Here is a 23056-nt window from a genome sequence, read left to right on the forward strand (position 1 = left end):
AAGACAACGTGACTCAGAGTTGCAAAAAGGTAACAATCATGGAATTGATGAACAATGAGCTGGTCTGCTATGCAGCCATTTGTAAACACCTCTCTCTTACAGAGGCATCAAAAGAACTTGGAAAGTCGAAAGCTCAAGTCAGCAGGCAGTTAGCGGCATTAGAAAAACAACTTGGTGTAACACTCGTCCACAGGACAACAAGAAAACTCGTTTTAACTGATCATGGTGAAAGCATTAGAGAGCTTGCCATCAAAACGTTAGAGAGCTTGCAGGAGTTAAATTACAGAGCTAGCTCGTTGAGTGAATGCATTAATGGAAAGTTTAAAATTACAATGCCCAACTCTATAGCCTCTTCTATTTTTGGCTCTGTTCTTAAAGGCTTACAAGAGCGATATCCAGCAGTTAACTTTGAAATATCATCAAGTAACGATGTTGAGAATTTATTAGAAAGCAGTGTAGATTTAGCGATTAGGCTTAATAACATTATTGATGACACTCTGATTGCACATAAAATCGGTGATTATAACGATGTTTTAATATCTACAGTTAACAATGCCAATAATAACACGCTATTAATCTACAAGAATCACTCGAATAAGGAATCGATTAAAAAGCAGTACACTGACGTTATCGAAGTTGATAACACCTCTATTTTAATAAACTTTGTCTCTGAGGGGGTTGGGGTTGGCGTCATTCCAAATTACCTTGTAAAAGGTAACCATATAGACAACAATATCCAAATTTCACAACATTTTGATATAGAACGCTCCATGTATATCGCCTACCCTTATCAAAACCCTTTACCAAGAAAGCTAGCTGAAATATCTACTTTTATTAGGTCTGAGTTATCAAAAATATTGAAAAATGAATCACTTTAGGATGGCTTTTCAGGTTTATAATTCTCCTTTGATAACTCATGAGGTCTAGCGAGAAGCTTTGTAACGTATTGTTTCAAAGAGCCTCGTTAGGCATTTATGAAAATCCCCATCTTTATGCTTGTTATCACAACATGAGATGCTATACCGTTTCATTATCAAGGCATTGCGTGGAATAAATCACGTGGGTTAAACGATAGATTGACTTACATTAAAAATTTAATCGAAAGCAGCTTTATATTAAATTGATTTCATACCGTTCTGCGTGTATCTTCTACCTATATCCCCACAATAACCAAGGAGAATGCCATGGATAAGCTACTCGCGTCTGCACTAGAAATTAAGCAGCGGACTATGGTGACTGGCTTTTTTGCTAGAAATGGATTCAAAATCGCTATGACCGATTTTGATGATGTCACTTTTGAGCGAGAAGGTGTGCAAGTTAACGTTCATTTTGATTTGCAGTCAAACGCAGAGTCTGCATCTATTTTATCCCAAGAGGCTTCTGCCATTCCTGGTTAATTATTTTGTCGTCAATCATACGTAAAGCCGAACACAAACGTTCGGCTTTTTAATATACGAAAAACGGGATTACAGAAGATGTGGCACAAACCTGCGTTACTGTCACTCATCCAAGTAAACAATCAATAAATCCGCTTCAACCTCATTCGCTACCTTTGGTACCGATGAAAAGAAACGGCTCAATAAATTATGATGATGACCGCAGACTACTAGATCTATTCCCTCTTTTTTTACGATTCCCGACAATTTGATATGCAGGTCGCCGATAACTGCCATCGTCTCGTGTACTGGATATAGGCATTTATCAGCGAGTTCTTGTAGCTCCTTTTGCAACTTTTGTTCTTCTTTCGGCTCCATGATCACACGATCAACATCCACATAAACGAATGAAAGTTTGGCGTTCGAGTTCTTTGCTTGAGTTATTGCTTTTTCGATAACGACTTGGCTAGATTGAGATAAATCAACAGCGACTAAAACGTGCTTGTAACTCATTCTTTCTCTCCTAGTTAGTTTTCATGTGCTTATAGTAAGTCTAGTTCACTAAGAGCGAATGCAATGCCTAAACTCATATTTCATGAAAATATGGGAGTTTGATATAAGAATGTGGAAACAGCCGAGCGATCAGCTATCTAATAGCCATTGAAGGCTCGTGAAGTCAACTAGTGACTTAGGAACCAGTTATTGATAATAACTATGTAACTAACGCAAACAAACCCACGTTACGCCGTCACTACGCTTCTAAACCCTGTCAATTTCTATTGCAGCTTGTTTTATATTCCTAATTACAACGTCGCCTAGTTTAGTAAAACCACTTGGCAATAAGTAATTTTTTCGTGTAATCCATCGATCAAGATTAAGAGTTATTTCATAGACAACACTGAATTAAAGACAAGATTTAGAGTTAAAACAGAGTCCAACACTCCTATGTTCAACCTAAAACCGACATACGTCTGCGAGCACTTACTGTCTATATAACGTCAACTATATAACTATATTCAGATTTTATTTTTCTGTTACAACGTGTCTTTTTTATCTTTACAGCATAATCCTCTACTTGAAAACATACCCAATCACCATCTTGTAATTTAATTACACAAAAAGATGTTCGAAACATAACCGCAAGACAAAAAACCAACACAAGTTACTGAATTTATTAATTTTAATTTAAAAAATAGCATTTAACCCCATATTCGTTCAAGCCAGAACGCATTAAAGTTAACTTAAACAAGTAAAATTTTACCAGGTGCTTAGTACAGAATAGAGGAAGTTGAATAAATTGAAAGGTATAGAAATAACGTTACGACGTAACTACGTTAAGGTGTGAAAATATTTGAGGATAATATGAGACCAAAAAAACAGGGCCAAAGCCCTGATATGAATTAATTAGTTTTGTTGCTGTTGTTTTTCTGCGTACTCAGATCGAATTTGTTCGGCAACAATTTTGATGGCTTCTGCTGTACTTGTGCCCTTCGCCATCAATTCTTGAATTTTCTCTACAGCTTGTTGTTGCTCTTGGTGAGATAGAGGGGGTAAATCGTCAAACATAAAAAAGCTCCTCATTTTGAGGAGCAGACTATAACGATTCAATTAATAGGTCGCAAGGAAATTAATGGATGCCCCCATTGCGTTCTCGTTCGTGTACTGAGCAGCAATATCTAATTCGATCAACTTAAGTGGAGACAGTCCAATACCTGCAGTAATGGTACCTTCGTCGCTACTTCGAGCTAAGTTTTTCATATAACCCGCTCGCAATGCCAGTTGACGCAAGATATCAAATTCAATACCAGCTCGAATCATTTGTGTATTATCATCGAAGGATGAAAAACGTTTTTCTTCATTAAGATCGTAGTCGACACTCATAGTAAAGTAATCGGCAACAACCCCTGCCCCGACCGTATATACGGGACGCATGCTGTACTCGTATGATTTTATCGTATCACTGCCATACATGAACGATTTTGTTTTAACGTCTCTTCCGATCAAGTTTTTTGCTGAAATACCGAGACGATATGGGCCAAAGAACCAAAGCGCGCCCGCATCCAAGTTAAACATCGTTTCCGCTGTCTCATGTTCACGTAAGTCTTTGGTATCGAAATTCTGAAAACTCGTGGCGTAAGAGTACGTATAAATACGCTGAAGTTTAGGCGTAACACCAAATGAAAGGTGTTGATTCATAAAGTTGGTGTATTTAGCAAGTGATACACCTGCTTCAGCAACACCAATAGAAACACCTTGTACGTAGCTATCGTCTAACGGATTAGTACCTGACGTATCTACTTTTGGTTGCACGAATGATTCAGTGTATAACTTACCGTATGCAGTTGCAGATAAAAATTTATTAGGAATACCTATAGCGACAACGCCACCAAGATCAAAGTCAGTTTTTTTCCATCTATGGCATTCATCGATTTTTTGATTTCATCGACATCGGTCAATTTGCTGATGCGTTCGATTTCATCGACAAGATCATATTGATCATCGTAATTACCACCAAAACTTGGCACGATCATTCCTGCGTCGTCGTTTCGGCGATAAATTGCAGTAAGTGCGGGGTTGAAAAAAGGAGCAGTCAGATAAGTTGCTGATACCGTACCAACGCCACCCATCGCATCGCTACGAGCTTCTATCGCATAAGTGGCAGCCGAAGCAACGTTTGCGAAAAGTGTGGTGGCAACAGAGGTGGCTAGAATTTTATATTTGGTTTTCATACTACACTTGTGATTTTGGTTCTTCCTGAACCTTTATCGGCACAAATGGTATTTCTTTAACTATTCTTCTTGGGAAAGATCATAGGTTCGGCTAATAGTTTGAGCTTGCTCAACAATTATATCGCCCTGCCAACGACGACTGTTGATACTCACTGCTAGCACGTATCTATCATTTGGGACGCCTGCAAGCTCTAGTGAATTGGGATAGTTAGACTCGTAAGTCTTTTTCCACATTTGCTCGTATTGACCATCAATGTAGTCATATAAACCAACTTCAAGTTGCGGTAATGGACAATGGGGATTACGAAGTGCGCTCTTTTCTACTTTCCAATTCTCTTTAGATGTCCAACGAACATATTGCGAAGAATTGGAATCTCCTAATATTACCCAAGTTCGATACTCTTGTTTATCTTTAGAAACAATAGTTAAGTGATACAAGCCTGCTTCAAGCTTACCCGTGAGGTTATAGCGTTTCGAATAACTACGCTCATTGGCTAATTCCGTACCGCTCGGCTGTGCTTCATAACTGAATGAACTGTCTGCGGATATAGAATCATCCACCCATCGATTAAATGAAATATTTTCGATGTCAGTTGTAGCTCTTAGCTTGATCACTAACCTAAATGTATCTCGCCCAGGGCTTTGGATGGTCTGACGAATAACGTTCACGCCACTTATCCATTCAGGCAGCGTTACACCAGTGAGAGACTTGCCACAGTTTTTAGATAGAGACTGACCAAGAAGGTCATTGAGATGAGGAGTCAAATCTTTACTTGGTTCCGTTTGCCACAGTTCAACAAGAGAGTTGAACATACCGGCAAGATCATCTTCAAGTAAGTGTTGATGTGCCTGCGTTAAAGGCGTGTTGGTTTGAAACCAGTCCATTGCATGGACTGGTTTCACTAACGCTAATGAGAGAACTACGGGGAGTAGTGTTTTCATTATGACTTATGCTTTCATCTTGTAGCCAACACCGCGAAGTGTTTCAATTTCCAGTCCTGGCAGTTTTTGACGAAGCTGCAATACGTGCGTATCCACAGTACGTGTCGTTGGGAAGTGATTGTAACCCCAAACGTGGTCAAGTAGCTCATCACGAGTAAACACGCGACCTAAGTTCGACGCTAAAAATAGCAGTAGATCAAACTCTGTACGAGTTAACGTAATTAGCTCATCTTTATAGGTAACTTCACGAGTTGAACGATCAATTTCTAAGTCTTTTGTGATCACTTTATCAGCGCTGCTTTGCTCTGCTGAATCCGGTGCTCGTAGCTGTGCACGGATTCTCGCAAAGAGTTCCGCTTCAGCAAAAGGCTTCGTTAAGTAGTCGTTCGCGCCGGAATCAAGGCCTGCAACTTTATCTTTTACGGTAACAAGTGCCGTTAGCAAGATAACTGGTACGTCTTTAATCTGTTTCCATTCTGGGAGACATTGTACAGAGTCACCATCTGGGAGTTGGCGATCGAGAATAACCAAGTCAGCTTTTTTCCATTGTGGTTCTACGTCTGCAATACGTTCCACATGTAAACACTCATATCCTGCTTGTTCCAGGCTTACTAACAGGCCATCAGCCAAGTTTTTATCGTCCTCAACGAGAAGCAGTGTCTGTTTCACAAGGTATCTCCAATATAAAGGTTGTAGGTGGTCCCATCAGGGACATTTTTCCGCCCATGCGGCCTACCATAGATTCAACGATTGTTAACCCAAGTCCTAACCCGCTCTTACTGACGAACGGTTTCTTCAAATTTGCCCAATCTTTAGCCGTTAGGCCACCAGCATCTCGGACTTGGAATACTATTTTTTCTTCACTAGTTGAAACATCCAATTCAACTGGTGCAATACCGTACTTAAGCGCATTACGAAGCAAGTTATCGATACAAGTTCCTAACCAGTACACATTAACTTTAGCAGCCACATCTTCATTGATGTTGAAAAGCACGGCACTATCAAATTCTTCTTCGATCTTAAATTCTAACCAGTCTGCGACAGACGGAACCCAATCTGTTGCAAGCATTTGGTTATCAGATTGCAAATAATCTTTACTCGCTTCTGCCAATTGACGCAAACGACGTGTATCTTCACACAATCTGCGAAACTCGTCATACACGCTTTCAGGTAGATGCTCGAACTCTCGGCGAAAGCCCTCAACCGTCAGTGATAGAGATGCAATCGGTGTTCTGAGCTCATGCGTTAAAATTTGCAACACAAGCATTCTACTACGGAGCTCTTCTCGCTTACTATTCCAGCGGTATACAGCCCAACCAATCACTAGAAGAATATTTGCGATCACCAGTATGATCATACTGATCCGCAAAACTTGTGAGTGATCTTCTACATCCCAACAAATATTGCCTCGTTTAACAAAGCAACTTTTGCTTTGAGACGCTAGAGCGTACGACAGACCCGCATTAGCGACGTTTTCTTCCCAGATATCTTTCTCGAAAACAAAGTAACGGTCACCACGTCGTAACCAAAGTTCGTTACCTTCGATAAACATGCTCGCGCCTGCAATCAAAGCATTAATGGCGTCGTCGTCCATGTTTTTCAAGCTTTCTAACAACTCATCCCCTTCCTCATTGTCACGCTCTTTAATATGCATGTATTGAGCAAGCTTTGGTTTGAGTTCTGGATACTTATCCACATAGCGTGCAGCATAAGTCCCACCACCTGGGTGAATGAGGCCACTACGCGAGAACCAACGTGGTGTCAGTTGCGTCCCTTTACAGATAGCTCTTGTAAATACTAACGGCTCAGTAATTAAAGGACTTAGTGGCAATTTACCACGACAAGTATTCGCTAAGCTGTAAAGCTGTTGTATATCTTTTAACGGATAGTCAGACGTTTGCGGCAGAAGCGAATCTGGCGCAAGTAACTTGGTAGGATAATTTGATTGCAGAATACGAATATCATACGATTTAAGAGCTACTTCATAATTAAATAGCTCTGTAAACGTATCTATTCTTTCTGGTAGTGAATCGGAAAATGCAGGTGCCGAAAAAAGCGGCAATACAGTTGCAAAACCGAGCAAAAACTTTTTAATCAAACTGTTACCGTCACTTGTTACATTAGCCAAAACTATACATCAATCTACAAGCAATTGACATCTGCTAACAGAAGGATTTGCATTACTATAACATTGAAACGGAACAAAAAAGGGCCAGCGATTGCTGACCCTGTATAGTTTTAAATCAAGAATGGTTAGAGTGCTTTAAAAATAGACTCAACACTTTCCTTCGCATCACCAAATAGCATTGATGTATTTTCTTTGAAGAACAGTGGGTTCTGTACACCTGCGTAACCAGTATTCATTGAACGCTTGAATACCACTACATTTTTCGCGTTCCAAACCTCCAGTACAGGCATACCAGCAATCGGGCTGTTCGGATCTTCAAGAGCTGCTGGGTTTACCGTATCGTTAGCGCCGATAACCAGTACGGTATCGGTTTCAGCGAAGTCATCATTGATTTCATCCATTTCAAGAACGATATCATACGGTACTTTCGCTTCAGCAAGTAACACGTTCATATGTCCCGGAAGACGACCTGCTACTGGGTGAATACCAAAGCGAACCTCAATACCTTTTGAACGAAGTACGTCAGTAATTTCATGCACTGGATACTGCGCTTGCGCTACAGCCATACCATATCCTGGAGTGATGATTACTGATTTTGAGTTCTTCAGCATTTCAGCGACTTCTTCTGCCGTTGTTTCGCGGTGTTCGCCCTGCTCTTCGTCACCTGAAATTACAATCTCTTGACCAAAGCCACCAGCAATAACACTGATAAACGAACGGTTCATGGCTTTACACATGATGTAAGAAAGAATCGCACCTGAAGAACCAACCAACGCACCTGTTACGATTAATAGATCATTTGCGAGCATGAAACCTGCTGCTGCTGCTGCCCAACCTGAATATGAGTTCAGCATTGAAACGACAACTGGCATATCAGCACCACCAATTGAAGCAACTAAGTGGTAACCGAACGCGAACGCAATCAGTGTCATCACAATCAGAGCGAACATGCTGCCATCAGCTTTTACGAAGTAGATCATAAGAAGCGTAGAAATCACAACCGCTGCAAGGTTCATTTTATGCTTGTGAGGAAGGTTAAGCGGCGAAGAAGAAATCACACCACGTAACTTACCAAATGCAACAATTGAACCCGTGAAGGTTACGGCACCAATGAAGACACCCAAGAATACTTCTACAAGGTGGATAACATGTTCAGCATGAGTTGCTGCTTCTGGCGCATCAAGGTAACTGTTGTAGCCAACTAAAACCGCAGCTAAACCTACAAAGCTGTGCAGTATCGCAACCAGTTCTGGCATTTCGGTCATTTCTACTTTCTTCGCATAGAAAATACCGATCGCCCCACCTATCGCCATCGCAATAATGATCCACCCAAAGCCTTGAGCATCAGGGCTGAAGATCGTCGCGATCAGCGCGATCGTCATACCTGCGATACCATAGTAGTTACCATTACGAGCGGACTCTTGCTTTGAAAGCCCCGCCAAACTCATGATGAAAAATAATGCAGCAACAATGTAAGCTGCTTGTACTAATCCTGCAGACATTGTAACTCCTATTTATCTTTGCGGAACATTTCAAGCATGCGCTTGGTGACGGTGAAACCACCGAAGATATTGATGCTGGCGATCAATACAGCAATAAAGGATAGGAATGAAACGACCCCATTACCTTGCCCAATTTGCAGTAATGCACCAACCACAATAATGCCGGAGATAGCATTCGTTACCGACATAAGCGGAGTATGAAGTGCATGGGTAACATTCCAAACCACGTAGTAGCCGACAACACAAGCTAAAACAAATACAGTAAAGTGAGAAAGGAACGCTGCCGGCGCAACCGATGCAATCCAAGCAAAAGCACCTACTGCCGCGGCTACACCAATAATTTTCTTCGTTGGAGAGGTAGGTTCTTCTACTTTAGGCTCTGGTTTCGCAGGTTGCTCTTGTTTCACTTGCGGCTGCGCTGAAACCTGGATTGGTGGCGCAGGCCATGTAATTTCACCTTCTTTAACCACGGTGACACCACGGATAACAACATCTTCGAAATCAATATTGATGTTACCGTCTTTTTCTTTACACAGCAGTTTTAGAAGGTTAACAAGGTTTGTCGCGTAAAGTTGAGAAGATTGCGTTGGCAAACGGCCGACCATGTCAGTGTAACCAACAATTTTTACGCCATTATCTGTCATGATAACTTGGTCTTTCACTGTGTATTCACAGTTACCGCCATTAGCAGCTGCCAAGTCAACAATAACACTGCCCGCTTTCATACTGTCGACCATTTCCTTGGTGATCAGCTTCGGAGCAGGTTTGCCAGGGATTAGTGCCGTTGTAATGATGATATCAACATCTTTAGCTTGCTCTGCGTATAACTCTGCCGCTTTTTTGTTGAAGTCATCGGACATTTCTTTTGCGTAGCCGTCACCAGAACCAGAGTCTTCTTGGAAATCCACGGTCAGGAACTCTGCTCCCATGGACTCAACTTGTTCTTTTACTTCTGGGCGAACGTCAAATGCACGAACAATAGCCCCTAGGCTACCCGCAGCACCGATTGCAGCCAAACCAGCCACACCCGCACCAGCGACCAATACTTTCGCTGGTGGTACTTTACCGGCAGCCGTGATTTGACCTGTAAAGAAACGACCAAACTCATGAGCTGCTTCAACAACCGCACGATACCCAGCGATGTTAGCCATCGAAGAGAGCGCGTCTAAAGCTTGTGCACGAGAGATACGAGGAACAGAATCCATGGCAAGAACGTTAATGTTCTTACTTGAAAGTTGTTCCATCAACTCTGCGTTTTGAGCAGGCCAAATAAAGCTAACAAGTGTTGCACCATCTTGTAGTAGTGCGATTTCGTCAATGCCTTGTTCTTCATCTACGATTGGCGCATTAACTTTTAGAATAAGACCAGATGCCCAAACTTCTTCACTAGAAACGATTTTCGCACCAGCAGCTTCATAAGCAGCATCATCGAAACTCGCAAGCACCCCCGCTTGGGATTCAATCGCGATATCAAATCCCAACTTTATTAACTGCTCAACCGACTTCGGCGATGCAGCTACTCGCGATTCACCCGCAAGTATCTCTTTAGGTACACCGATTTGCAAAACGCATACTCCTTGTATACATATCAATAAATTAGTCCCAAAACAGAGCGTCGCTCTACTCTAACTCTTTTTTATTTCTATCTGTTTACCACGCAAGACAATTGCAAACGAAAGATGGTGTTTGGGGCCACCCATTTGCACAATAACACCTTGACTAACAGCCCTGTTATTATTCTGTTTGTATCGAACGCGTCTCATTACTTCAAGTGTTTTGTAATTTAAATACTAAATTTCATTACATATAACGCTAAGTAATGAATGATTGTCGCTCTGAGCACGAAAAATAACAACGCCATGCCTTACTAGACTGAGGTCTAACCAGATCATAATTAAATGCTGACTTAACAAACATTTAAGCTCTAAAAAGAAAGAGCCATCAGCATATACACTAATGGCTCTTTTTAAGATGATTGGAATCAAGTTGCGGTGAATTGTTAGTCGAAGATTTTATCGCCCATTTGATCGATAAACATTTGAGATTTCTTCAACATAAGTTCATTGGCATCTTGTTCCGAGCCGAGCAAATCTGAACGAATAAATCGATGCGTTTTTACTTCATCGTCGTATTGCTTTTCTATTCGACCAGCAATGCGGTATTGCCCACCCTCTGAAAGGCTCTCTTGGTAAATAAGGAAACCTTTGTACTTAACTGGTTCCACAGTTTTTACTTCAGCAGTCTTTTCACTACCACCAAACAAACGCGAAAAAAATCCCACGGTTCCTCCTTGGGTAAGCTCATCGATAGATTAAGCTTGTATCACTTAATATTGACATTGAGGATTGGTTTTTCATACCAGTCCAATTCTTTGTCTTCATCATAACTGGTATGGGTAAAAATTACAGGTACATCATGATCTCGGTTTTTACGCCGGTCTTCTTTCACCATTTCTGCCGCGTTTTTCACCGCGATATCTGCACTTTGCTTAAATTGGGTGAGCTTTTGTTCCGGAAGCGAAGATAAAAAATCAATATCATGACGAATATAGACAGGTTTGAGCTGAATAAGTGCAAGGCACGCAATATCTGCGAGCTGCTCGTTGTTATACTGCTCTACAAACTGAGGCAAACTGAGCACTTGTCCAACAAGTGTTTCCATGTAGTTATGCACATCTGAACTTATCTGCATTGGCAAATCTCCCTTGTTCTATGAAAACAAGTATAGCAACGACTTGTTTATAACAACTTATTGATTGCTCTTAATTTAATCAATCTCTCTCTTTTTGTCGTAATGTCTCCCAAAATACTTGGGAAAATGAGCAAATAGACGTATTCTTGCTAGTTCTCGAAGCATGAAAATCGATAGCAGATTAATATCTATATTGATGAAACGCTTAACCTAACCAATTATATAATCAACTATTTTCAGGCAATTTGTAATAGATGTCCTCATCATCAATGACTTCATCAGGCTTTCGATTCCTTTTCCCATTTATGTTGCTGGGATTAGTGAGTTCGAGCATGAACAACATCATTCAGATGACTCAGTCAAACTGGGGTATTGCCGCAAATTTGCCGTACATACTGTTAGGCTGTGCACTGCTCCTTTGCTATTCATTTAAGCAAGGTCGGGAGTCAATGGTGTGCTTAGCGATGTTACTGGCCTATTTCGTGATACAGCACAGGCTACAAGTCCCACTTCAAAGTGGTACAGCCTTACTTGAGTTGACCATTTTAGCCACGCTACTTCCTGTTTCTTTTCTTGCGGTATTTTTGTTTAGTAAAGACGGTTTCGACTCAAGAGCCATGTTTACTTACCTCTTGATGTTAACGATGTTCGTTCTTTGGTCTTACCTTACGTTAGCGTATTACGTTGAAGGTGGGTTTGAACAATGGACAAGCGGCATTTTATTTATCGTACCTACGGTTTCTAAACTGCCTTTTATTCTAGTTTTATATTGTGTGGGTATTGTCTGCTTCCTCGGAATTCTTGTTTTAAAGAAGAATGAAATCATCCATGCTATGACCTACTCTGCAATGGTGCTGGCGTCCGCGACGTTCATTTTCTTTGATGTGCAATACATATCTAGCACCATGTTTACCCTAACGGGATTGCTTATCATTATTTATGCTGCCTCTGCCAGCCATCAATTGGCTTTCACAGATAGCTTAACGCGGATCCCGAGTAGGCGCGCACTCGACCTTGACTTAAAACACATGGGCAAAAAGTTCACGATCGCAATGCTTGATGTTGACCACTTTAAAAAGTTTAACGATACCTACGGTCACGATACGGGTGATGACGTATTAAAAATGGTCGCTTCGCGTCTAACTAAAACTCCCGGTGGCGCAAAAGTATATCGATTTGGCGGAGAAGAATTTACCATCGTCTTTAAAGGCAAGTACGCAGATGAGTGTAAAGAGTTTTTAGAAGAAGCACGTAAATCCATTGCAGAGTATGAGATGATTTTACGTGATGAAGAATCCCGCCCAGATAACCATAAACAAGGTCAAAAAAAGCGTGGTAACGACAGTTCGAGGAGAAAGTCAGTCTTTGTCACCGCAAGTTTCGGAGCGGCCGACAGCAAAAACGGGCAAGCACCTCAGGACGTGATTAAGTTAGCGGACGAAGCGCTTTACAAAGCGAAAAAAGCTGGACGCAATTGCGTGAGGCTTCATTAATACCCCTGAGCGAAAGTTAGCTGACTAATCTTGATTAAAGAACAAGACTAAGCTTCCTCCTTTTAACGCACTGCCATAATTGATCGTTAATCCGATCCCGATATTATCTATCCAATCGGAGTCAAATGGTGGTGTCATTAACCATCCAACACTGGCTTCGTAGTAGTGTACAGTATTCATGGGTTTTCTTGTATCACCACCAATATCAACTCGATTGAAGCTCGAATACACTGACTGCACAGTATCTCCGATGTGGGTAAAATCATAAAACACCTTTATTCCATTGACCCAATACCAGCCTTCCGGATTGCCAATATCACCATTATTTGCTTTACCCCAGCCAGTGCCATAAAAATAGTGAGGAGCCGACCAGAGGTACCATTTCCCCCACGATTCATGCTCTAGGTATTTGAGCTTTGTGTTGACTTCTCCAACAACGGCCCAAGCACTGGTGTTTAGGTATACACCTTCTAGAAATGGTTTTAGGTCATTCAGTGCATTACTACGATAACTATAATCGTTTTGATAGTACATTAAGTGTGAGCCAATTGCGCCACTAAGCGTTAGCTTATCAGTGAGGTGTTTTTCTCCAGCAAACTCAATATATCCGCCCATGACTAACTCTTTACTTTTATCTGGAATCTGTCCTTTTTGGTCTACATACACATCTTGCTCTGTACTTAAGGCATAAACTCGGCCATTTAATAGGTAGTGAGTTTGTATTCCCTCTTGTTCAAACAAATCAAAACTAAATGGTAGCGTTGATACAGCGATCTTCTTTCTGAGATCAACCGAATCTTGAGTACCAATGTCTTCGTTATCTATGTTGAAGTATTCGTTCGGATCGAAATCATGAAATCCTACCGTAAAGACATCGCTATCTGACAGAACGATCCCAATAGCAAAGTTCCTTTCATACTCTTTTTGTATCTGATCTTGAATCGAATTAGCCTTAGAACATAATGAAAAAAGTGACAGTGTAGCTAAGGCATAACTATTGATAACAGATTGTTTCAACTTGCATTTACCACCGTATGTGTATTTCTTCCTAAAGACTTTGAGGTATACAGCGCTCTATCCACCGTCGCATACAAATCAGACTGCTGCTCTTTTCCCGTTGGTTGAAAAACAAAAACACCCTGTGACACTGTCACCCTATTGGACACGCTAGAATACTCATGTGGGTAATCCAGAAAATACATGGCCTCTTGTATACGTTCTGCTTCTCTCTCTGCAGTTTGGGCGTCTGTGCAACCCAGTAACACCACAAACTCTTCTCCGCCATAACGCCCTACGTATTCGCCAGAGCGACAAAATGTTGCTTTAAGTTGGTTCGCAATGGCTTGCAAGCAACGATCTCCTTCTATATGACCATAATTATCATTAAACGGTTTGAAAAAATCGACGTCCAATAAAATCAAAGCCATTGGCATGTTGTGACGGCCATGCCATGCAACCATCGATTCTAACTTATGATCGATATAACGACGGTTATAGAGTTTGGTTAAGCCATCTTCATTCGCTTGCTGGGTCAAAAGTTGATTCACTTTCTCCAATTGAGATGTCGCTTGTTTAAGCTCTCGTCTCATATGGGCAATACGCTGCATTGCGATAAGCTTAGAGTTCAGTACGAGTTTATCTACGGGTTTAATTAAATAATCATCACCGCCAGCCTCTATGGCCTTTGCAATCATTTCTGGTTCTTCGTGACTGCTCAGGAAAATTATTGGGATCCAGTCGGGAAAGGTTTCTCTGATATGAAGAGAGACTTCAAAACCGTTCATATCTGGCATCGATATATCGAGTAATACCAGTTCAGGATCAAAACTCTCGTAGGTGTTTAGTGCTTCTAGCCCACTACCCACCGCTTTTACAATATGTCCAAGTTGCTTAAGACGAATAGCCAACTGCATCCTATCTAGCTGAACATCGTCAACCAGGAGGATTCGCATTGATGTCCCTGTCGGTTGCATAACGCGTTCCATTTCTTATTTTGTCTTTATTAAACATATACCATACTCAAAGAGTTGTTGCATTCGACTCATAATTAAGTGCTATATTTTTGTTTAAATATCACGGAATCAATTGTCTATAACGATTACACTGAAAATTGCCCTACCAAAACATGACCAACGAACGTTAGTTCAACAAACTCACGTGTTCTGGTCATCTTGCGGACACATGGGTATAGCTATTTGATGCATTTGGTATTAATATTCCCGCCTTTTTGTAATGAGAGACACACCATGTCAGAAGCAACTAACAGCGAAAGCAAAAAAATCGATCTAGCAACCATTTCTCCTGAACTACGTAAAGTTATTGAGTTTGACGAAGTTCCAGAGCAAATGTTCGAAATGGTTACCTCTATCCATGAAGTGTCTGAAGAAGCAGTGCGTGAGTCTTGGGACGAAATGCCTGCAAGTGCTCAGAACATTCTAGATAACTTCGAGCAATTTCATGCTCTAGTTTCTGTTGGCCAAGCATTTGCTGGTATCAACGTGATGGAAGAATTCCCTACTCTTAATCTGCCAGAAAACATGACAGATGAAGATAAAGAAGAATACCGCGCTCAATTACTTGATAATGTGCTTCACAACTGCGTGAAAGACATGGTTAAGCAACTTAAAAAAGCACGTCGCGACCCACTTCTTAAACGCGAATTCAAAGAAGTGTTCGCAAAATAACGTTTTTCCGACAAAATAAAGGCCGCGTTTGCGGCCTTTTTTGATCATTAAGCGTGCGTAGCTTTAAACGATTAATGCGGCGCTAATGCCACGTCTTTTTGCGTGACACTGACACCTTTAATTTGTGCGAATACACTATCACCTGCCTTTAAGTCGAGATCATCAAGCGCCCAAGGTGTTATCGTAGCCCACAAATAACATCCCTCATCTAGCTTTAGCGATACATTAATACTCTGTTTATCATCAGCCGCGTTAAACACCTCGATTGAATCGACCGTCGCAGGCAGGATATTTCGAATAGAAGTCGCCTTAGGTTGCTCTAGCGTAATAGAAACGTCGTTGGCACGCACTTGTAAGCGAATTGGCGCCTCTGGCTCACCATCAATCTTTTGCACCCATAGTGATGCATTAGGTGCAAGGCTGACACAAGTCAGCGCATAACGCTCATGATGTTCAGCAATTCGGCCTTCAAATAAGCTGCTTTGATCCGAGAAAGACTGCCATGGACGCATCGCATGAGAAGCCCACACGTCTTCAAGCTTACCTGAACTCGTAATTTTACCTTGGTCAATAATTGCAAGGTGCTGAGCAAGCCTTAAAATTTCTTGGAGACTGTGTGTGACATAGATAATAGGGATATTTACCTTCTCCGATAATTCCTCCAGAAATGGCATCACCTCACGTTTTCTCGGCATATCAAGCGACGCAAGTGGTTCATCCATCAAAAGCAAGTTGGGTTTTGATAGTAATGCTCGTGCAATCGCAACACGTTGCTTTTCACCACCAGACAGTGAGATCGGGAAGCGCTTTAGTAACGGTTTGATAGACAAGAGTTCGGTGACTGCATCAAAGTACTCGTCATCTTTTTCTTTAACGCCATACAACAAATTGCCTTGAACCGAATAGTGAGGAAATAAACGTGAATCCTGAAACACGTAACCAATACCGCGCTTGTGTGTTGGTAAGTTGATCCCCTTTTCACTATCAAACAAAACGTTATCACCAATCGCAACATGTCCCTGTTTTGGTGCAACTAATCCGCTGATAATATTAATTAACGTGGTTTTTCCCGCACCAGATCGCCCAAACAAAGCGCTAATTCCGTTACAAGGTAACTCAAGTTTGATATCGAAATCAGTATCACCAAGCATTTGTTTAAATTGAACTTTAATCGTCATTACTTTGCACCCAACCGACTTGCCGCTTTGCGATTTAGCCATTCAGAGATCATTAATGTAGACAAAGCTAGCGCGATAGAAATGATACATAGGCGAGCCGCCTGCATTTCCGCGCCTGGCGTTTCAATAAAGTTGTACATTGCCAGTGGAATCGTTTGGGTTTCTCCCGGAATGTTAGAGACGAAACTGATCGTCGCCCCGAATTCACCAAGACTACGAGCAAAGGACAGCATCGTCCCAGTAATAATTCCGGGAATGGTCAGTGGTAACGTAATGGTGAGAAAAACTTTTAAAGGAGAAGCGCCTAACGTTGACGCGGCATGTTCCAGTTTTGGGTCGACGTTCTCTAAACTTAACCGCACAGACCGAACCATCAAAGGCAAGGCCACTACAATACAAGCGACTACTGCTCCTTTCCAATTAAAGCTAAAGACTAGCCCTACATGTTCATAGAGCCACTTTCCAAGAAACCCTTGCCGCCCAAGAGAAATCAACAACAAATAGCCGATAACCACTGGCGGCAATACCAGTGGTAAATGAATTAAGCTATCGAGGATCGATTTACCGAAGAACGTTTTTCGAGAAAGTAGCCAAGCAAGAAAAACGCCGAGAGGAATGAGCCAAAGTACTGCGTACGCGCCCACTTTGAGGCTTAACATTAAGGCTTGGTATTCCAGTTCTGTCACGCTTCGTTCCTATAATTGAAAGCCGGTTTATTGCTGAAAGCCATATTGAGCAAAAACGCGTGCGGCTTCGTCCGATTTTAGGTACTGGAAGAACTGCTCCGACTCAGTAGAATAATTCACAATTGCAGCCGGGTAAACAATAGCCGCATGCGTATCACTCGCAAATTCGCCGACAATTTTGACTTTATCAGTTAACTGAGCATCGGTCTTATAAACCACACCTAAAGGCGCTTCTCCACGTTCAACCAACGCCAAAGCTAAGCGCACATTCTTTGCTGGTGCGATTTGAGTTTGAATCTCTTTCCATACACCCAGTGTAGTCAGTGATTCTTTCGCGTACATACCAGCAGGCACTGACGTCGGATTGCCTAACGCAAGGCGATTTCCATACAATGCCTTCTCCCATGCTGTTGCATCAGAGAAGTTAAATGAGGTTAATTCTGAAGACTGAGGAGCAATCAACACTAAGCTATTGCGCACCAAGCTTGTGACATTGTCACGAGAAATAACGTCTTTATCGACCAAATAATCCATCCATTTAGTATTCGCAGAAATGAACATATCCGCTGGTGCGCCGTTGATAATTTGTCGAGCGATAGAAGAAGAACCACCATAAACGGGAGTGATAGAAACGTCATACTTTTCTTCAAAGTTTTGTGCGATTTCGTCGATCGCATTCGTCATCGAAGACGCCGCATACACTTTGAGGTTCGTAGCTGCGTTAGCTGCGTTAGCTGCGTTAGCTGCGTTAGCTGCGTTAGCTGCGTTAGCTGCGTTAGCTGCGTTAGCTGCGTTAGCTGCGTTAGCTGCGTTAGCTGCGTTAGCTGCGTTAGCTGCGTTAGCTGCGTTAGCTGAAAATGAAATGCTTAATATTGCCGCGAGGCAAGCATGCGTTTTCCATGCTTTCATAGAGAAACTCCAATACAAGGCAAGCGAAAGAACTGGTTATTTGGGTAGAAAGTTCAATCAGTTAATGTGCTATTTAAACAAAAAATCAAGGTTCATATGTTGTTCTATCGCATCTGCAATACGATTAATTCCTTGCTCCTTTAACTCTTCAAAGTCTTGTTGTTTGATTTGAGTGCCGTTTACCCATTCTGACACCAGGCTTAAGACATCTGCCTCATCAAAGAACCCGTGAAGGTAGGTTCCCATGATTTGGCCACACTTGCTGATAGCCCCCTCAGCTTCACCGGAACTCAATGTAAGAGGTTGAACGCCCTGCACTTCACTTTGTCCTACGTGGATTTCATAACCCTTTACATTGGCTGTTTTGCCATTAAGAGAAAGCTGTGCTTGCGTATTTGTAAGCTGTTTGCTGTTAGTTAGCGTCGTGGTGATGTCTAGTAAGCCAAGCCCTTCGCTTTGACCCGGCTGGCCTTCGACGCCATTTGGGTCATCAATCAAGTTTCCAAGCATCTGGTAGCCACCGCAGATACCAATCACTTTTCCACCAAGACGAATATGACGTAAGATATCTTTATCCCACCCTTGGCTTCTTAGATACTCTAAGTCGTCTCTAACTGATTTGGTCCCAGGCAAAATAACAAGGTCGGCTTTATCTATTTTCTCGCCTTTGCCTACATAACGTAGATTGATGTCGGGATTCAATCGCAACACATCAAAATCAGTATGATTACTAATCCGGGTTAAAACAGGCACAACGACATTCAGTTTTACCTCAGAGTGCAACTCTTGCTGCGCGGTGATCGCGTCTTCTGCTTCTAAATTCAAACCATGAAGAAAAGGAAGCACGCCGAGTACAGGTTTGCCTGTTTTTTCTTCTAGCCAGTCGAGGCCCGATTGCAATAAACGAATATCACCTCGAAAACGGTTGATAACAAATCCTTTTACTCGCGCTTGTTCAGATTCAGAAAGTAACGCGAGTGTTCCGTACAAATGCGCAAATACACCACCACGATCAATATCAGCAACAATGATCACCGGAACATCAGCGGCCTCCGCAAAACCCATGTTCGCGATATCGCCTTCACGTAAATTGATTTCAGCAGGACTCCCTGCACCCTCGATCATGATCGAATCAAATTCTTGAGTCAGACGAGAGAAGGAATCTAACACCGTATCCATCGCAACTTTCTTGTAATCATGAAAGCCAGCCGCATCCATATTGGAAAGCGCCTTGCCCTGCAAAATGATCTGAGCACCTGTATCACTGTTAGGTTTAATCAAAACCGGGTTCATATGTACGGTTGGCTCAATATTACACGCCTGTGCCTGAACTGCCTGAGCTCGACCTATTTCCCCGCTATCTCTGGTTACTGCACTATTTAGTGCCATGTTTTGTGGCTTAAATGGGGCAACGTTTATCCCTCTTCTCGCTAATACACGGCATAAACCTGCCACAAGGACACTTTTTCCGGCATCCGAAGTGGTGCCTTGAACCATTAAAGATGGGATCGCTGATTTCATGAACATTTGTAAGGAATAGAGGAAGATGAACAATCATAACGTCATCGTCCCCACTTACTCAAGCAAATGAATAGAATATGAATGTTGAAATCATCATTGGTTCAAACAAGCTCTGTTTTAATGAACCCATCAAAACAAACCGATGAGGATGTAACATGAAAAAGAATACAATTATCGCAACAATCGCCGCCTTAGTTATTGCTCCTTCTATCGCATTCGCGAAAGATCACGCTAAAAACCAATCAAACTTGCAGTTTAATGGTCCTGTCACTGTGGAAAAATTGGACGCCTTGCTAAACGACTCCAATATGTTTACTGAAAAAGATGTAGTCGTTGAAGGTAACTTATTACGTCAAGTTCGCGCGGATAAGTTTGTCTTTAGCGACGGTTCCGGTGAAGTGATGGTGGAATTCGATGACGATATTCAGCTAAACACTCCGATTGATCACACGACTAAAGTCCGTCTGTTTGGTGAATTTGAAGGCAGAAATAAGCCAGAAATTGAAGTCGAGCAACTGGTGATCATGTAAAACAACCCCGATTGCTTTGGATATCAGCATGATGTGGTGAGCACTACAGCTAAATGGTGACGGCAAGCACTTAAAATGATAGCTTTATCAATCTTGGTCTGCTTTTTGCAGACCATTTTTTTGTTCATTTTAATCATCTTGCCCGGAGACACCATGCTAGGTAAAGCTCTAAAGGTTGCAGCCTTTGGTTTGTGCGCTGTTTTGCCACTTTCCGCACATGCAAATAATTTCAACTACAACACGATGGAATTTCGCATGGGCACTAGCCCTGGTACATTTGGTGGCGAGTTCAATACCTACTTTACAGAAAACACCCACTTCATTGCTCGCGCAGACAGTGAGTTTAGCGGAGACTGGGATATTGCTGGTGGTATTGGCTTTAACGGCCCAGCAGGCCAATTTGCAGATATTTATGGCCAAATGTTGGTACACAACATTAAAGAAAACGGCAGTGATAAAGTGGGTGACGAGTGGCGCACTGAGGTGAATATTGGTACTCGTATTTGGTTCATGCAAAATGTTGAGCTACATGCCCGTATCGGTCAAATAATGGATAACGACGATTCCAATACCGTTTATAATTTTGGCGCACGATTCCACTCTACTCAGCAACTATCACTTGGCGCGGATTTCAAAAATAATGGTGTCTATGGCCAACAAATAGTGATGTCTGCTCGTTTTGCATTTTAATTAAGTAACTAAGCAACTGCATTAACAAGTGTGTGATTCAATAAAAATGGCCTCCGGTTTCGGAGGCCATTTTGTTAAGTACCGATTGTTAGCAGGAACTAGTAACAAGGCATTAATTTTTGCCGGATTTTTTAGGTTTATCTTGGACATACTTTTTCGATACATCCACAACGGCGATATCTCTAAAAAAGCTTCGACCAAGTAAAATTGGAAACTTCATATGCCCACGCTCAGCTAACGTAAACTCTGTCTTTTCTTTGTGGTCACCGACGGTAATATACGCTTTTACTACCGCTCGTTTATCCACCTCTTCTGACGATGACTGCTTGATTTTAGCCCAGCGCTCTACAGGTACTTTAAACTCTTTAGTTTCTTTATCGCCCAAGTCGATCTTAAACTGAACCCAATCTTTACCATCACGCTCAAACGGAACAATGTCTGTCGCGCTAATTGATGATGTTGTCGCCCCTGTATCAACCCTAGCTTTGAAGGTTTGATCAATTTCAGGAACGTAAACCCACTCTTCAGAACCAAGAATCAACATGCCGTCTGGTGTCTTTGTCACTTTGGCTGGTTTTGTCGGTTTTGGCTCGGGCTTTTTCTCAGGTTTTACTTCAGGCTTAGGCTCAACCTCAGGCGTTGGATCAACCTCTGGTTTCACTTCTGGCTCTACTTTGACAGGTTCTTCGACCTTCGGCGACTCAGGCTCAACAGGTTCCTGCGTCGTTTGAGTTGACGTACAAGCAATTAAACTGCCGCTCATCATAAGCGGCAGAATCAGTTTCCAGTTTTTCATCCACACTCCAATTAAGCTTGAGATACTTTCTTAATTGCGTCCGCTACGTATGGAATATGAGTTTCGGTAAGTCCAGCGATGTTAATTCGACCATCGCCAACACCATAAATGCCATAATCTTCACGCAGTTGCGCCATTTGGTTTTCACTAAAGCCTAGCACAGTAAACATGCCTTTGTGACCCTCAATGAAGTCAAATTGATCGGTATTATGGTTGTTTCTCAATTCGTTACACAAACTTTGACGAAGACTAACCAAACGATGTTGCATTTCACTCAACTCTTGCTTCCAAACGGAAGTCAGGTTGTCATCTTGAAGAATCGTCTTAACCAAAGCCGCTCCATGATCGGGTGGCATCGTGTAAGTAGAACGCGCTAACGTAAGTAACTTGCCTTTTGCGTTGGCCACGTCTTGCATGTTCTTACCAACGACAATCGCCGCACCTGTGCGCTCGCGATATAGGCCAAAGTTCTTCGAACATGATGTAGTAATTAACATCTCTTCAACGTTATCTGCCATGAAGCGAAGCCCTTTTGCGTCTTCCTCTAGGCCATCACCAAAGCCTTGGTAGGCAATATCAACAAATGGTGTGAAACCGTTCTTCTGTGACAATTCCGTAATGGCTTGCCAAGCAGAAAAATCGATATCTGCGCCTGTTGGGTTGTGACAACAACCATGCAGCAATACAACATCAGAAGGCCCTGCTTTCGCAAGATCATCCATCATTTTTGCTGTGTCTACTTGTTTCGTTTCTGGAGAAAAGTAATGGTAGAACTTAACTTTAAGACCTGCCGCTTCCATCACTGGTTTATGGTTTACGTAGCTAGGGTTTGAAATCCAAACCGTCGTATCTGGCTGTGCGACCTTCATCAGGTCACCTAACATACGCAGCGCACCACTTGCACCTGGTGTTTGAATGGCAGCAACACGATCCATTGCTGACGTTCCCGTCAGTAACAAATCGATCATGCTTTTATTAAATTCTTCGCAACCCGCAAGACCAACGTAAGATTTGGTTTTTTGAGTTTCAACAACGACATCCTGCGCCATTTGAATGGCTTTCATGATCGGCGTTTCGCCTGCGCTGTTCTTATAGACGCCAATGCCAAGGTCAACCTTGTTTGGACGGTCATCGTTACGGTATGCAACGGATAGAGATAAAATAGGATCTAATACGGGAGTTGGGAGATTAGAAAACATGA

The 23056-nt window shown here is 42.1% G+C and carries 23 protein-coding genes and 1 pseudogene; 6 read left to right on the forward strand and 18 right to left on the reverse strand.

Annotation, left to right across the window (positions count from 1 at the left end):
* Positions 1 to 38: 38 nt before the first annotated feature.
* Positions 39 to 878, forward strand: coding sequence for a LysR family transcriptional regulator (locus tag P4S59_RS20975; RefSeq protein WP_337168996.1), 840 nt, complete (start codon positions 39 to 41; stop codon positions 876 to 878).
* A 306-nt stretch (positions 879 to 1184) separates the two neighbouring features.
* Positions 1185 to 1397, forward strand: coding sequence for a hypothetical protein (locus P4S59_RS20980; protein WP_012842272.1), 213 nt, complete (start codon positions 1185 to 1187; stop codon positions 1395 to 1397).
* A gap of 102 nt (positions 1398 to 1499) precedes the next feature.
* Here the strand turns inward: P4S59_RS20980 and P4S59_RS20985 are convergent, their stop codons facing one another.
* The 10 genes and pseudogenes from P4S59_RS20985 to P4S59_RS21030 all read right to left on the reverse strand — a co-directional run bounded on the left by P4S59_RS20985 (position 1500) and on the right by P4S59_RS21030 (position 11368).
* Complete coding sequence (locus P4S59_RS20985) at positions 1500 to 1889, reverse strand: universal stress protein (RefSeq protein WP_046875460.1); 390 nt, start codon at positions 1887 to 1889, stop codon at positions 1500 to 1502.
* Positions 1890 to 2780: 891 nt separating this feature from the next.
* Positions 2781 to 2942 carry a YoaH family protein gene (locus P4S59_RS20990; RefSeq protein WP_005394474.1) on the reverse strand — a complete coding sequence of 54 codons (162 nt, stop codon included), beginning with the start codon at positions 2940 to 2942 and terminating at the stop codon, positions 2781 to 2783.
* 42 nt (positions 2943 to 2984) lie between these two features.
* A pseudogene (locus tag P4S59_RS20995) lies at positions 2985 to 4105 on the reverse strand (conjugal transfer protein TraF).
* A gap of 60 nt (positions 4106 to 4165) precedes the next feature.
* Positions 4166 to 5047, reverse strand: coding sequence for a DUF2861 family protein (locus P4S59_RS21000; protein ID WP_337168997.1), 882 nt, complete (start codon positions 5045 to 5047; stop codon positions 4166 to 4168).
* Positions 5048 to 5053: 6 nt separating this feature from the next.
* Positions 5054 to 5716 (reverse strand): response regulator transcription factor VxrB, encoded by a 663-nt coding sequence (gene vxrB / locus P4S59_RS21005; protein ID WP_005394480.1) that lies wholly within the window; start codon positions 5714 to 5716, stop codon positions 5054 to 5056.
* Positions 5691 to 7145: a sensor histidine kinase VxrA gene (vxrA, locus tag P4S59_RS21010; RefSeq protein WP_005394482.1), complete on the reverse strand. Its 1455-nt coding sequence runs from the start codon at positions 7143 to 7145 to the stop codon at positions 5691 to 5693. The genes vxrB and vxrA overlap by 26 nt, the downstream gene beginning before the upstream one ends.
* 155 nt (positions 7146 to 7300) lie before the next feature.
* The gene (gene pntB, locus P4S59_RS21015) at positions 7301 to 8677 is read right to left on the reverse strand and encodes a Re/Si-specific NAD(P)(+) transhydrogenase subunit beta (RefSeq protein WP_005394484.1); all 1377 of its coding nucleotides are present in this window, start codon (positions 8675 to 8677) and stop codon (positions 7301 to 7303) included.
* 8 nt (positions 8678 to 8685) lie between these two features.
* A complete protein-coding gene (locus P4S59_RS21020; protein WP_005394487.1) occupies positions 8686 to 10242 on the reverse strand; it encodes a Re/Si-specific NAD(P)(+) transhydrogenase subunit alpha in 1557 nt (518 codons plus the stop codon).
* 434 nt (positions 10243 to 10676) lie between these two features.
* On the reverse strand, positions 10677 to 10958 hold the full coding sequence (locus P4S59_RS21025) for an HlyU family transcriptional regulator (RefSeq protein WP_012842269.1): 282 nt from the start codon (positions 10956 to 10958) through the stop codon (positions 10677 to 10679).
* Between the two features lie 41 nt (positions 10959 to 10999).
* Positions 11000 to 11368, reverse strand: coding sequence for a late competence development ComFB family protein (locus tag P4S59_RS21030; protein WP_048625058.1), 369 nt, complete (start codon positions 11366 to 11368; stop codon positions 11000 to 11002).
* A 254-nt stretch (positions 11369 to 11622) separates the two neighbouring features.
* Here P4S59_RS21030 and P4S59_RS21035 point away from each other — a divergent pair, with 254 nt between their 5' ends.
* On the forward strand, positions 11623 to 12861 hold the full coding sequence (locus P4S59_RS21035; RefSeq protein ID WP_048625059.1) for a GGDEF domain-containing protein: 1239 nt from the start codon (positions 11623 to 11625) through the stop codon (positions 12859 to 12861).
* Between the two features lie 24 nt (positions 12862 to 12885).
* On the opposite strand, the gene P4S59_RS21040 is transcribed toward P4S59_RS21035, so the two are convergent.
* Together P4S59_RS21040 and P4S59_RS21045 are read right to left on the reverse strand one after the other, a co-directional pair.
* Positions 12886 to 13878: a Solitary outer membrane autotransporter beta-barrel domain gene (locus P4S59_RS21040; protein WP_012842267.1), complete on the reverse strand. Its 993-nt coding sequence runs from the start codon at positions 13876 to 13878 to the stop codon at positions 12886 to 12888.
* Positions 13875 to 14834, reverse strand: a complete 960-nt coding sequence (locus P4S59_RS21045) for a GGDEF domain-containing response regulator (protein WP_337168998.1) — start codon at positions 14832 to 14834, stop codon at positions 13875 to 13877. The genes P4S59_RS21040 and P4S59_RS21045 overlap by 4 nt, the downstream gene beginning before the upstream one ends.
* Positions 14835 to 15107: 273 nt before the next feature.
* On the opposite strand from P4S59_RS21045, the gene P4S59_RS21050 reads away from it, so the two are divergent.
* A complete protein-coding gene (locus P4S59_RS21050) occupies positions 15108 to 15545 on the forward strand; it encodes a DUF3069 domain-containing protein (protein ID WP_005394495.1) in 438 nt (145 codons plus the stop codon).
* A 71-nt stretch (positions 15546 to 15616) separates the two neighbouring features.
* Here P4S59_RS21050 and modC read toward each other — a convergent pair whose 3' ends face one another.
* The 4 genes from modC to P4S59_RS21070 form a co-directional block, all read right to left on the reverse strand.
* Complete coding sequence (modC, locus tag P4S59_RS21055) at positions 15617 to 16723, reverse strand: molybdenum ABC transporter ATP-binding protein ModC (RefSeq protein ID WP_337169209.1); 1107 nt, start codon at positions 16721 to 16723, stop codon at positions 15617 to 15619.
* Positions 16723 to 17409, reverse strand: coding sequence for a molybdate ABC transporter permease subunit (gene modB, locus P4S59_RS21060; RefSeq protein ID WP_005394498.1), 687 nt, complete (start codon positions 17407 to 17409; stop codon positions 16723 to 16725). Before modB ends, modC begins: the two co-directional genes overlap by 1 nt.
* A gap of 27 nt (positions 17410 to 17436) precedes the next feature.
* Positions 17437 to 18318 carry a molybdate ABC transporter substrate-binding protein gene (gene modA / locus P4S59_RS21065; protein ID WP_337168999.1) on the reverse strand — a complete coding sequence of 294 codons (882 nt, stop codon included), beginning with the start codon at positions 18316 to 18318 and terminating at the stop codon, positions 17437 to 17439.
* Positions 18319 to 18387: 69 nt separating this feature from the next.
* On the reverse strand, positions 18388 to 19839 hold the full coding sequence (locus P4S59_RS21070) for a cobyric acid synthase (RefSeq protein WP_337169000.1): 1452 nt from the start codon (positions 19837 to 19839) through the stop codon (positions 18388 to 18390).
* Positions 19840 to 19994: 155 nt separating this feature from the next.
* On the opposite strand from P4S59_RS21070, the gene P4S59_RS21075 reads away from it, so the two are divergent.
* Together P4S59_RS21075 and P4S59_RS21080 are read left to right on the forward strand one after the other, a co-directional pair.
* Positions 19995 to 20369, forward strand: a complete 375-nt coding sequence (locus P4S59_RS21075; RefSeq protein ID WP_337169001.1) for a YgiW/YdeI family stress tolerance OB fold protein — start codon at positions 19995 to 19997, stop codon at positions 20367 to 20369.
* Positions 20370 to 20522: 153 nt separating this feature from the next.
* Positions 20523 to 21059: a hypothetical protein gene (locus P4S59_RS21080; RefSeq protein WP_005394515.1), complete on the forward strand. Its 537-nt coding sequence runs from the start codon at positions 20523 to 20525 to the stop codon at positions 21057 to 21059.
* Between the two features lie 112 nt (positions 21060 to 21171).
* Here P4S59_RS21080 and P4S59_RS21085 read toward each other — a convergent pair whose 3' ends face one another.
* Both P4S59_RS21085 and P4S59_RS21090 read right to left on the reverse strand, forming a co-directional pair.
* Entirely contained in the window at positions 21172 to 21855 is a 684-nt protein-coding gene (locus P4S59_RS21085) for an ATP-dependent zinc protease family protein (RefSeq protein WP_054867620.1), read from the reverse strand.
* Between the two features lie 11 nt (positions 21856 to 21866).
* Positions 21867 to 23054: an amino acid aminotransferase gene (locus tag P4S59_RS21090; RefSeq protein WP_048625063.1), complete on the reverse strand. Its 1188-nt coding sequence runs from the start codon at positions 23052 to 23054 to the stop codon at positions 21867 to 21869.
* Positions 23055 to 23056: the final 2 nt, after the last annotated feature.

This window comes from Vibrio sp. M60_M70 (genome assembly GCF_037162085.1).
Lineage (GTDB): Bacteria > Pseudomonadota > Gammaproteobacteria > Enterobacterales > Vibrionaceae > Vibrio > Vibrio diabolicus.

Coding starts and splice junctions, on each gene's coding strand:
- P4S59_RS21030 (WP_048625058.1), bottom strand. CDS start 11,368: ATGCAGATAAGTTCAGATGTGCATAACTACATGGAAACACTTGTTGGA.
- P4S59_RS21070 (WP_337169000.1), bottom strand. CDS start 19,839: ATGAAATCAGCGATCCCATCTTTAATGGTTCAAGGCACCACTTCGGAT.
- P4S59_RS21090 (WP_048625063.1), bottom strand. CDS start 23,054: ATGTTTTCTAATCTCCCAACTCCCGTATTAGATCCTATTTTATCTCTA.
- P4S59_RS21085 (WP_054867620.1), bottom strand. CDS start 21,855: ATGAAAAACTGGAAACTGATTCTGCCGCTTATGATGAGCGGCAGTTTA.
- P4S59_RS21075 (WP_337169001.1), top strand. CDS start 19,995: ATGAAAAAGAATACAATTATCGCAACAATCGCCGCCTTAGTTATTGCT.
- P4S59_RS21000 (WP_337168997.1), bottom strand. CDS start 5,047: ATGAAAACACTACTCCCCGTAGTTCTCTCATTAGCGTTAGTGAAACCA.
- modA (WP_337168999.1), bottom strand. CDS start 18,318: ATGAAAGCATGGAAAACGCATGCTTGCCTCGCGGCAATATTAAGCATT.
- pntB (WP_005394484.1), bottom strand. CDS start 8,677: ATGTCTGCAGGATTAGTACAAGCAGCTTACATTGTTGCTGCATTATTT.
- P4S59_RS20980 (WP_012842272.1), top strand. CDS start 1,185: ATGGATAAGCTACTCGCGTCTGCACTAGAAATTAAGCAGCGGACTATG.
- P4S59_RS21080 (WP_005394515.1), top strand. CDS start 20,523: ATGCTAGGTAAAGCTCTAAAGGTTGCAGCCTTTGGTTTGTGCGCTGTT.
- P4S59_RS21050 (WP_005394495.1), top strand. CDS start 15,108: ATGTCAGAAGCAACTAACAGCGAAAGCAAAAAAATCGATCTAGCAACC.
- P4S59_RS20975 (WP_337168996.1), top strand. CDS start 39: ATGGAATTGATGAACAATGAGCTGGTCTGCTATGCAGCCATTTGTAAA.
- P4S59_RS20990 (WP_005394474.1), bottom strand. CDS start 2,942: ATGTTTGACGATTTACCCCCTCTATCTCACCAAGAGCAACAACAAGCT.
- P4S59_RS20985 (WP_046875460.1), bottom strand. CDS start 1,889: ATGAGTTACAAGCACGTTTTAGTCGCTGTTGATTTATCTCAATCTAGC.
- P4S59_RS21045 (WP_337168998.1), bottom strand. CDS start 14,834: ATGCAACCGACAGGGACATCAATGCGAATCCTCCTGGTTGACGATGTT.
- P4S59_RS21035 (WP_048625059.1), top strand. CDS start 11,623: ATGTCCTCATCATCAATGACTTCATCAGGCTTTCGATTCCTTTTCCCA.
- modC (WP_337169209.1), bottom strand. CDS start 16,723: ATGACGATTAAAGTTCAATTTAAACAAATGCTTGGTGATACTGATTTC.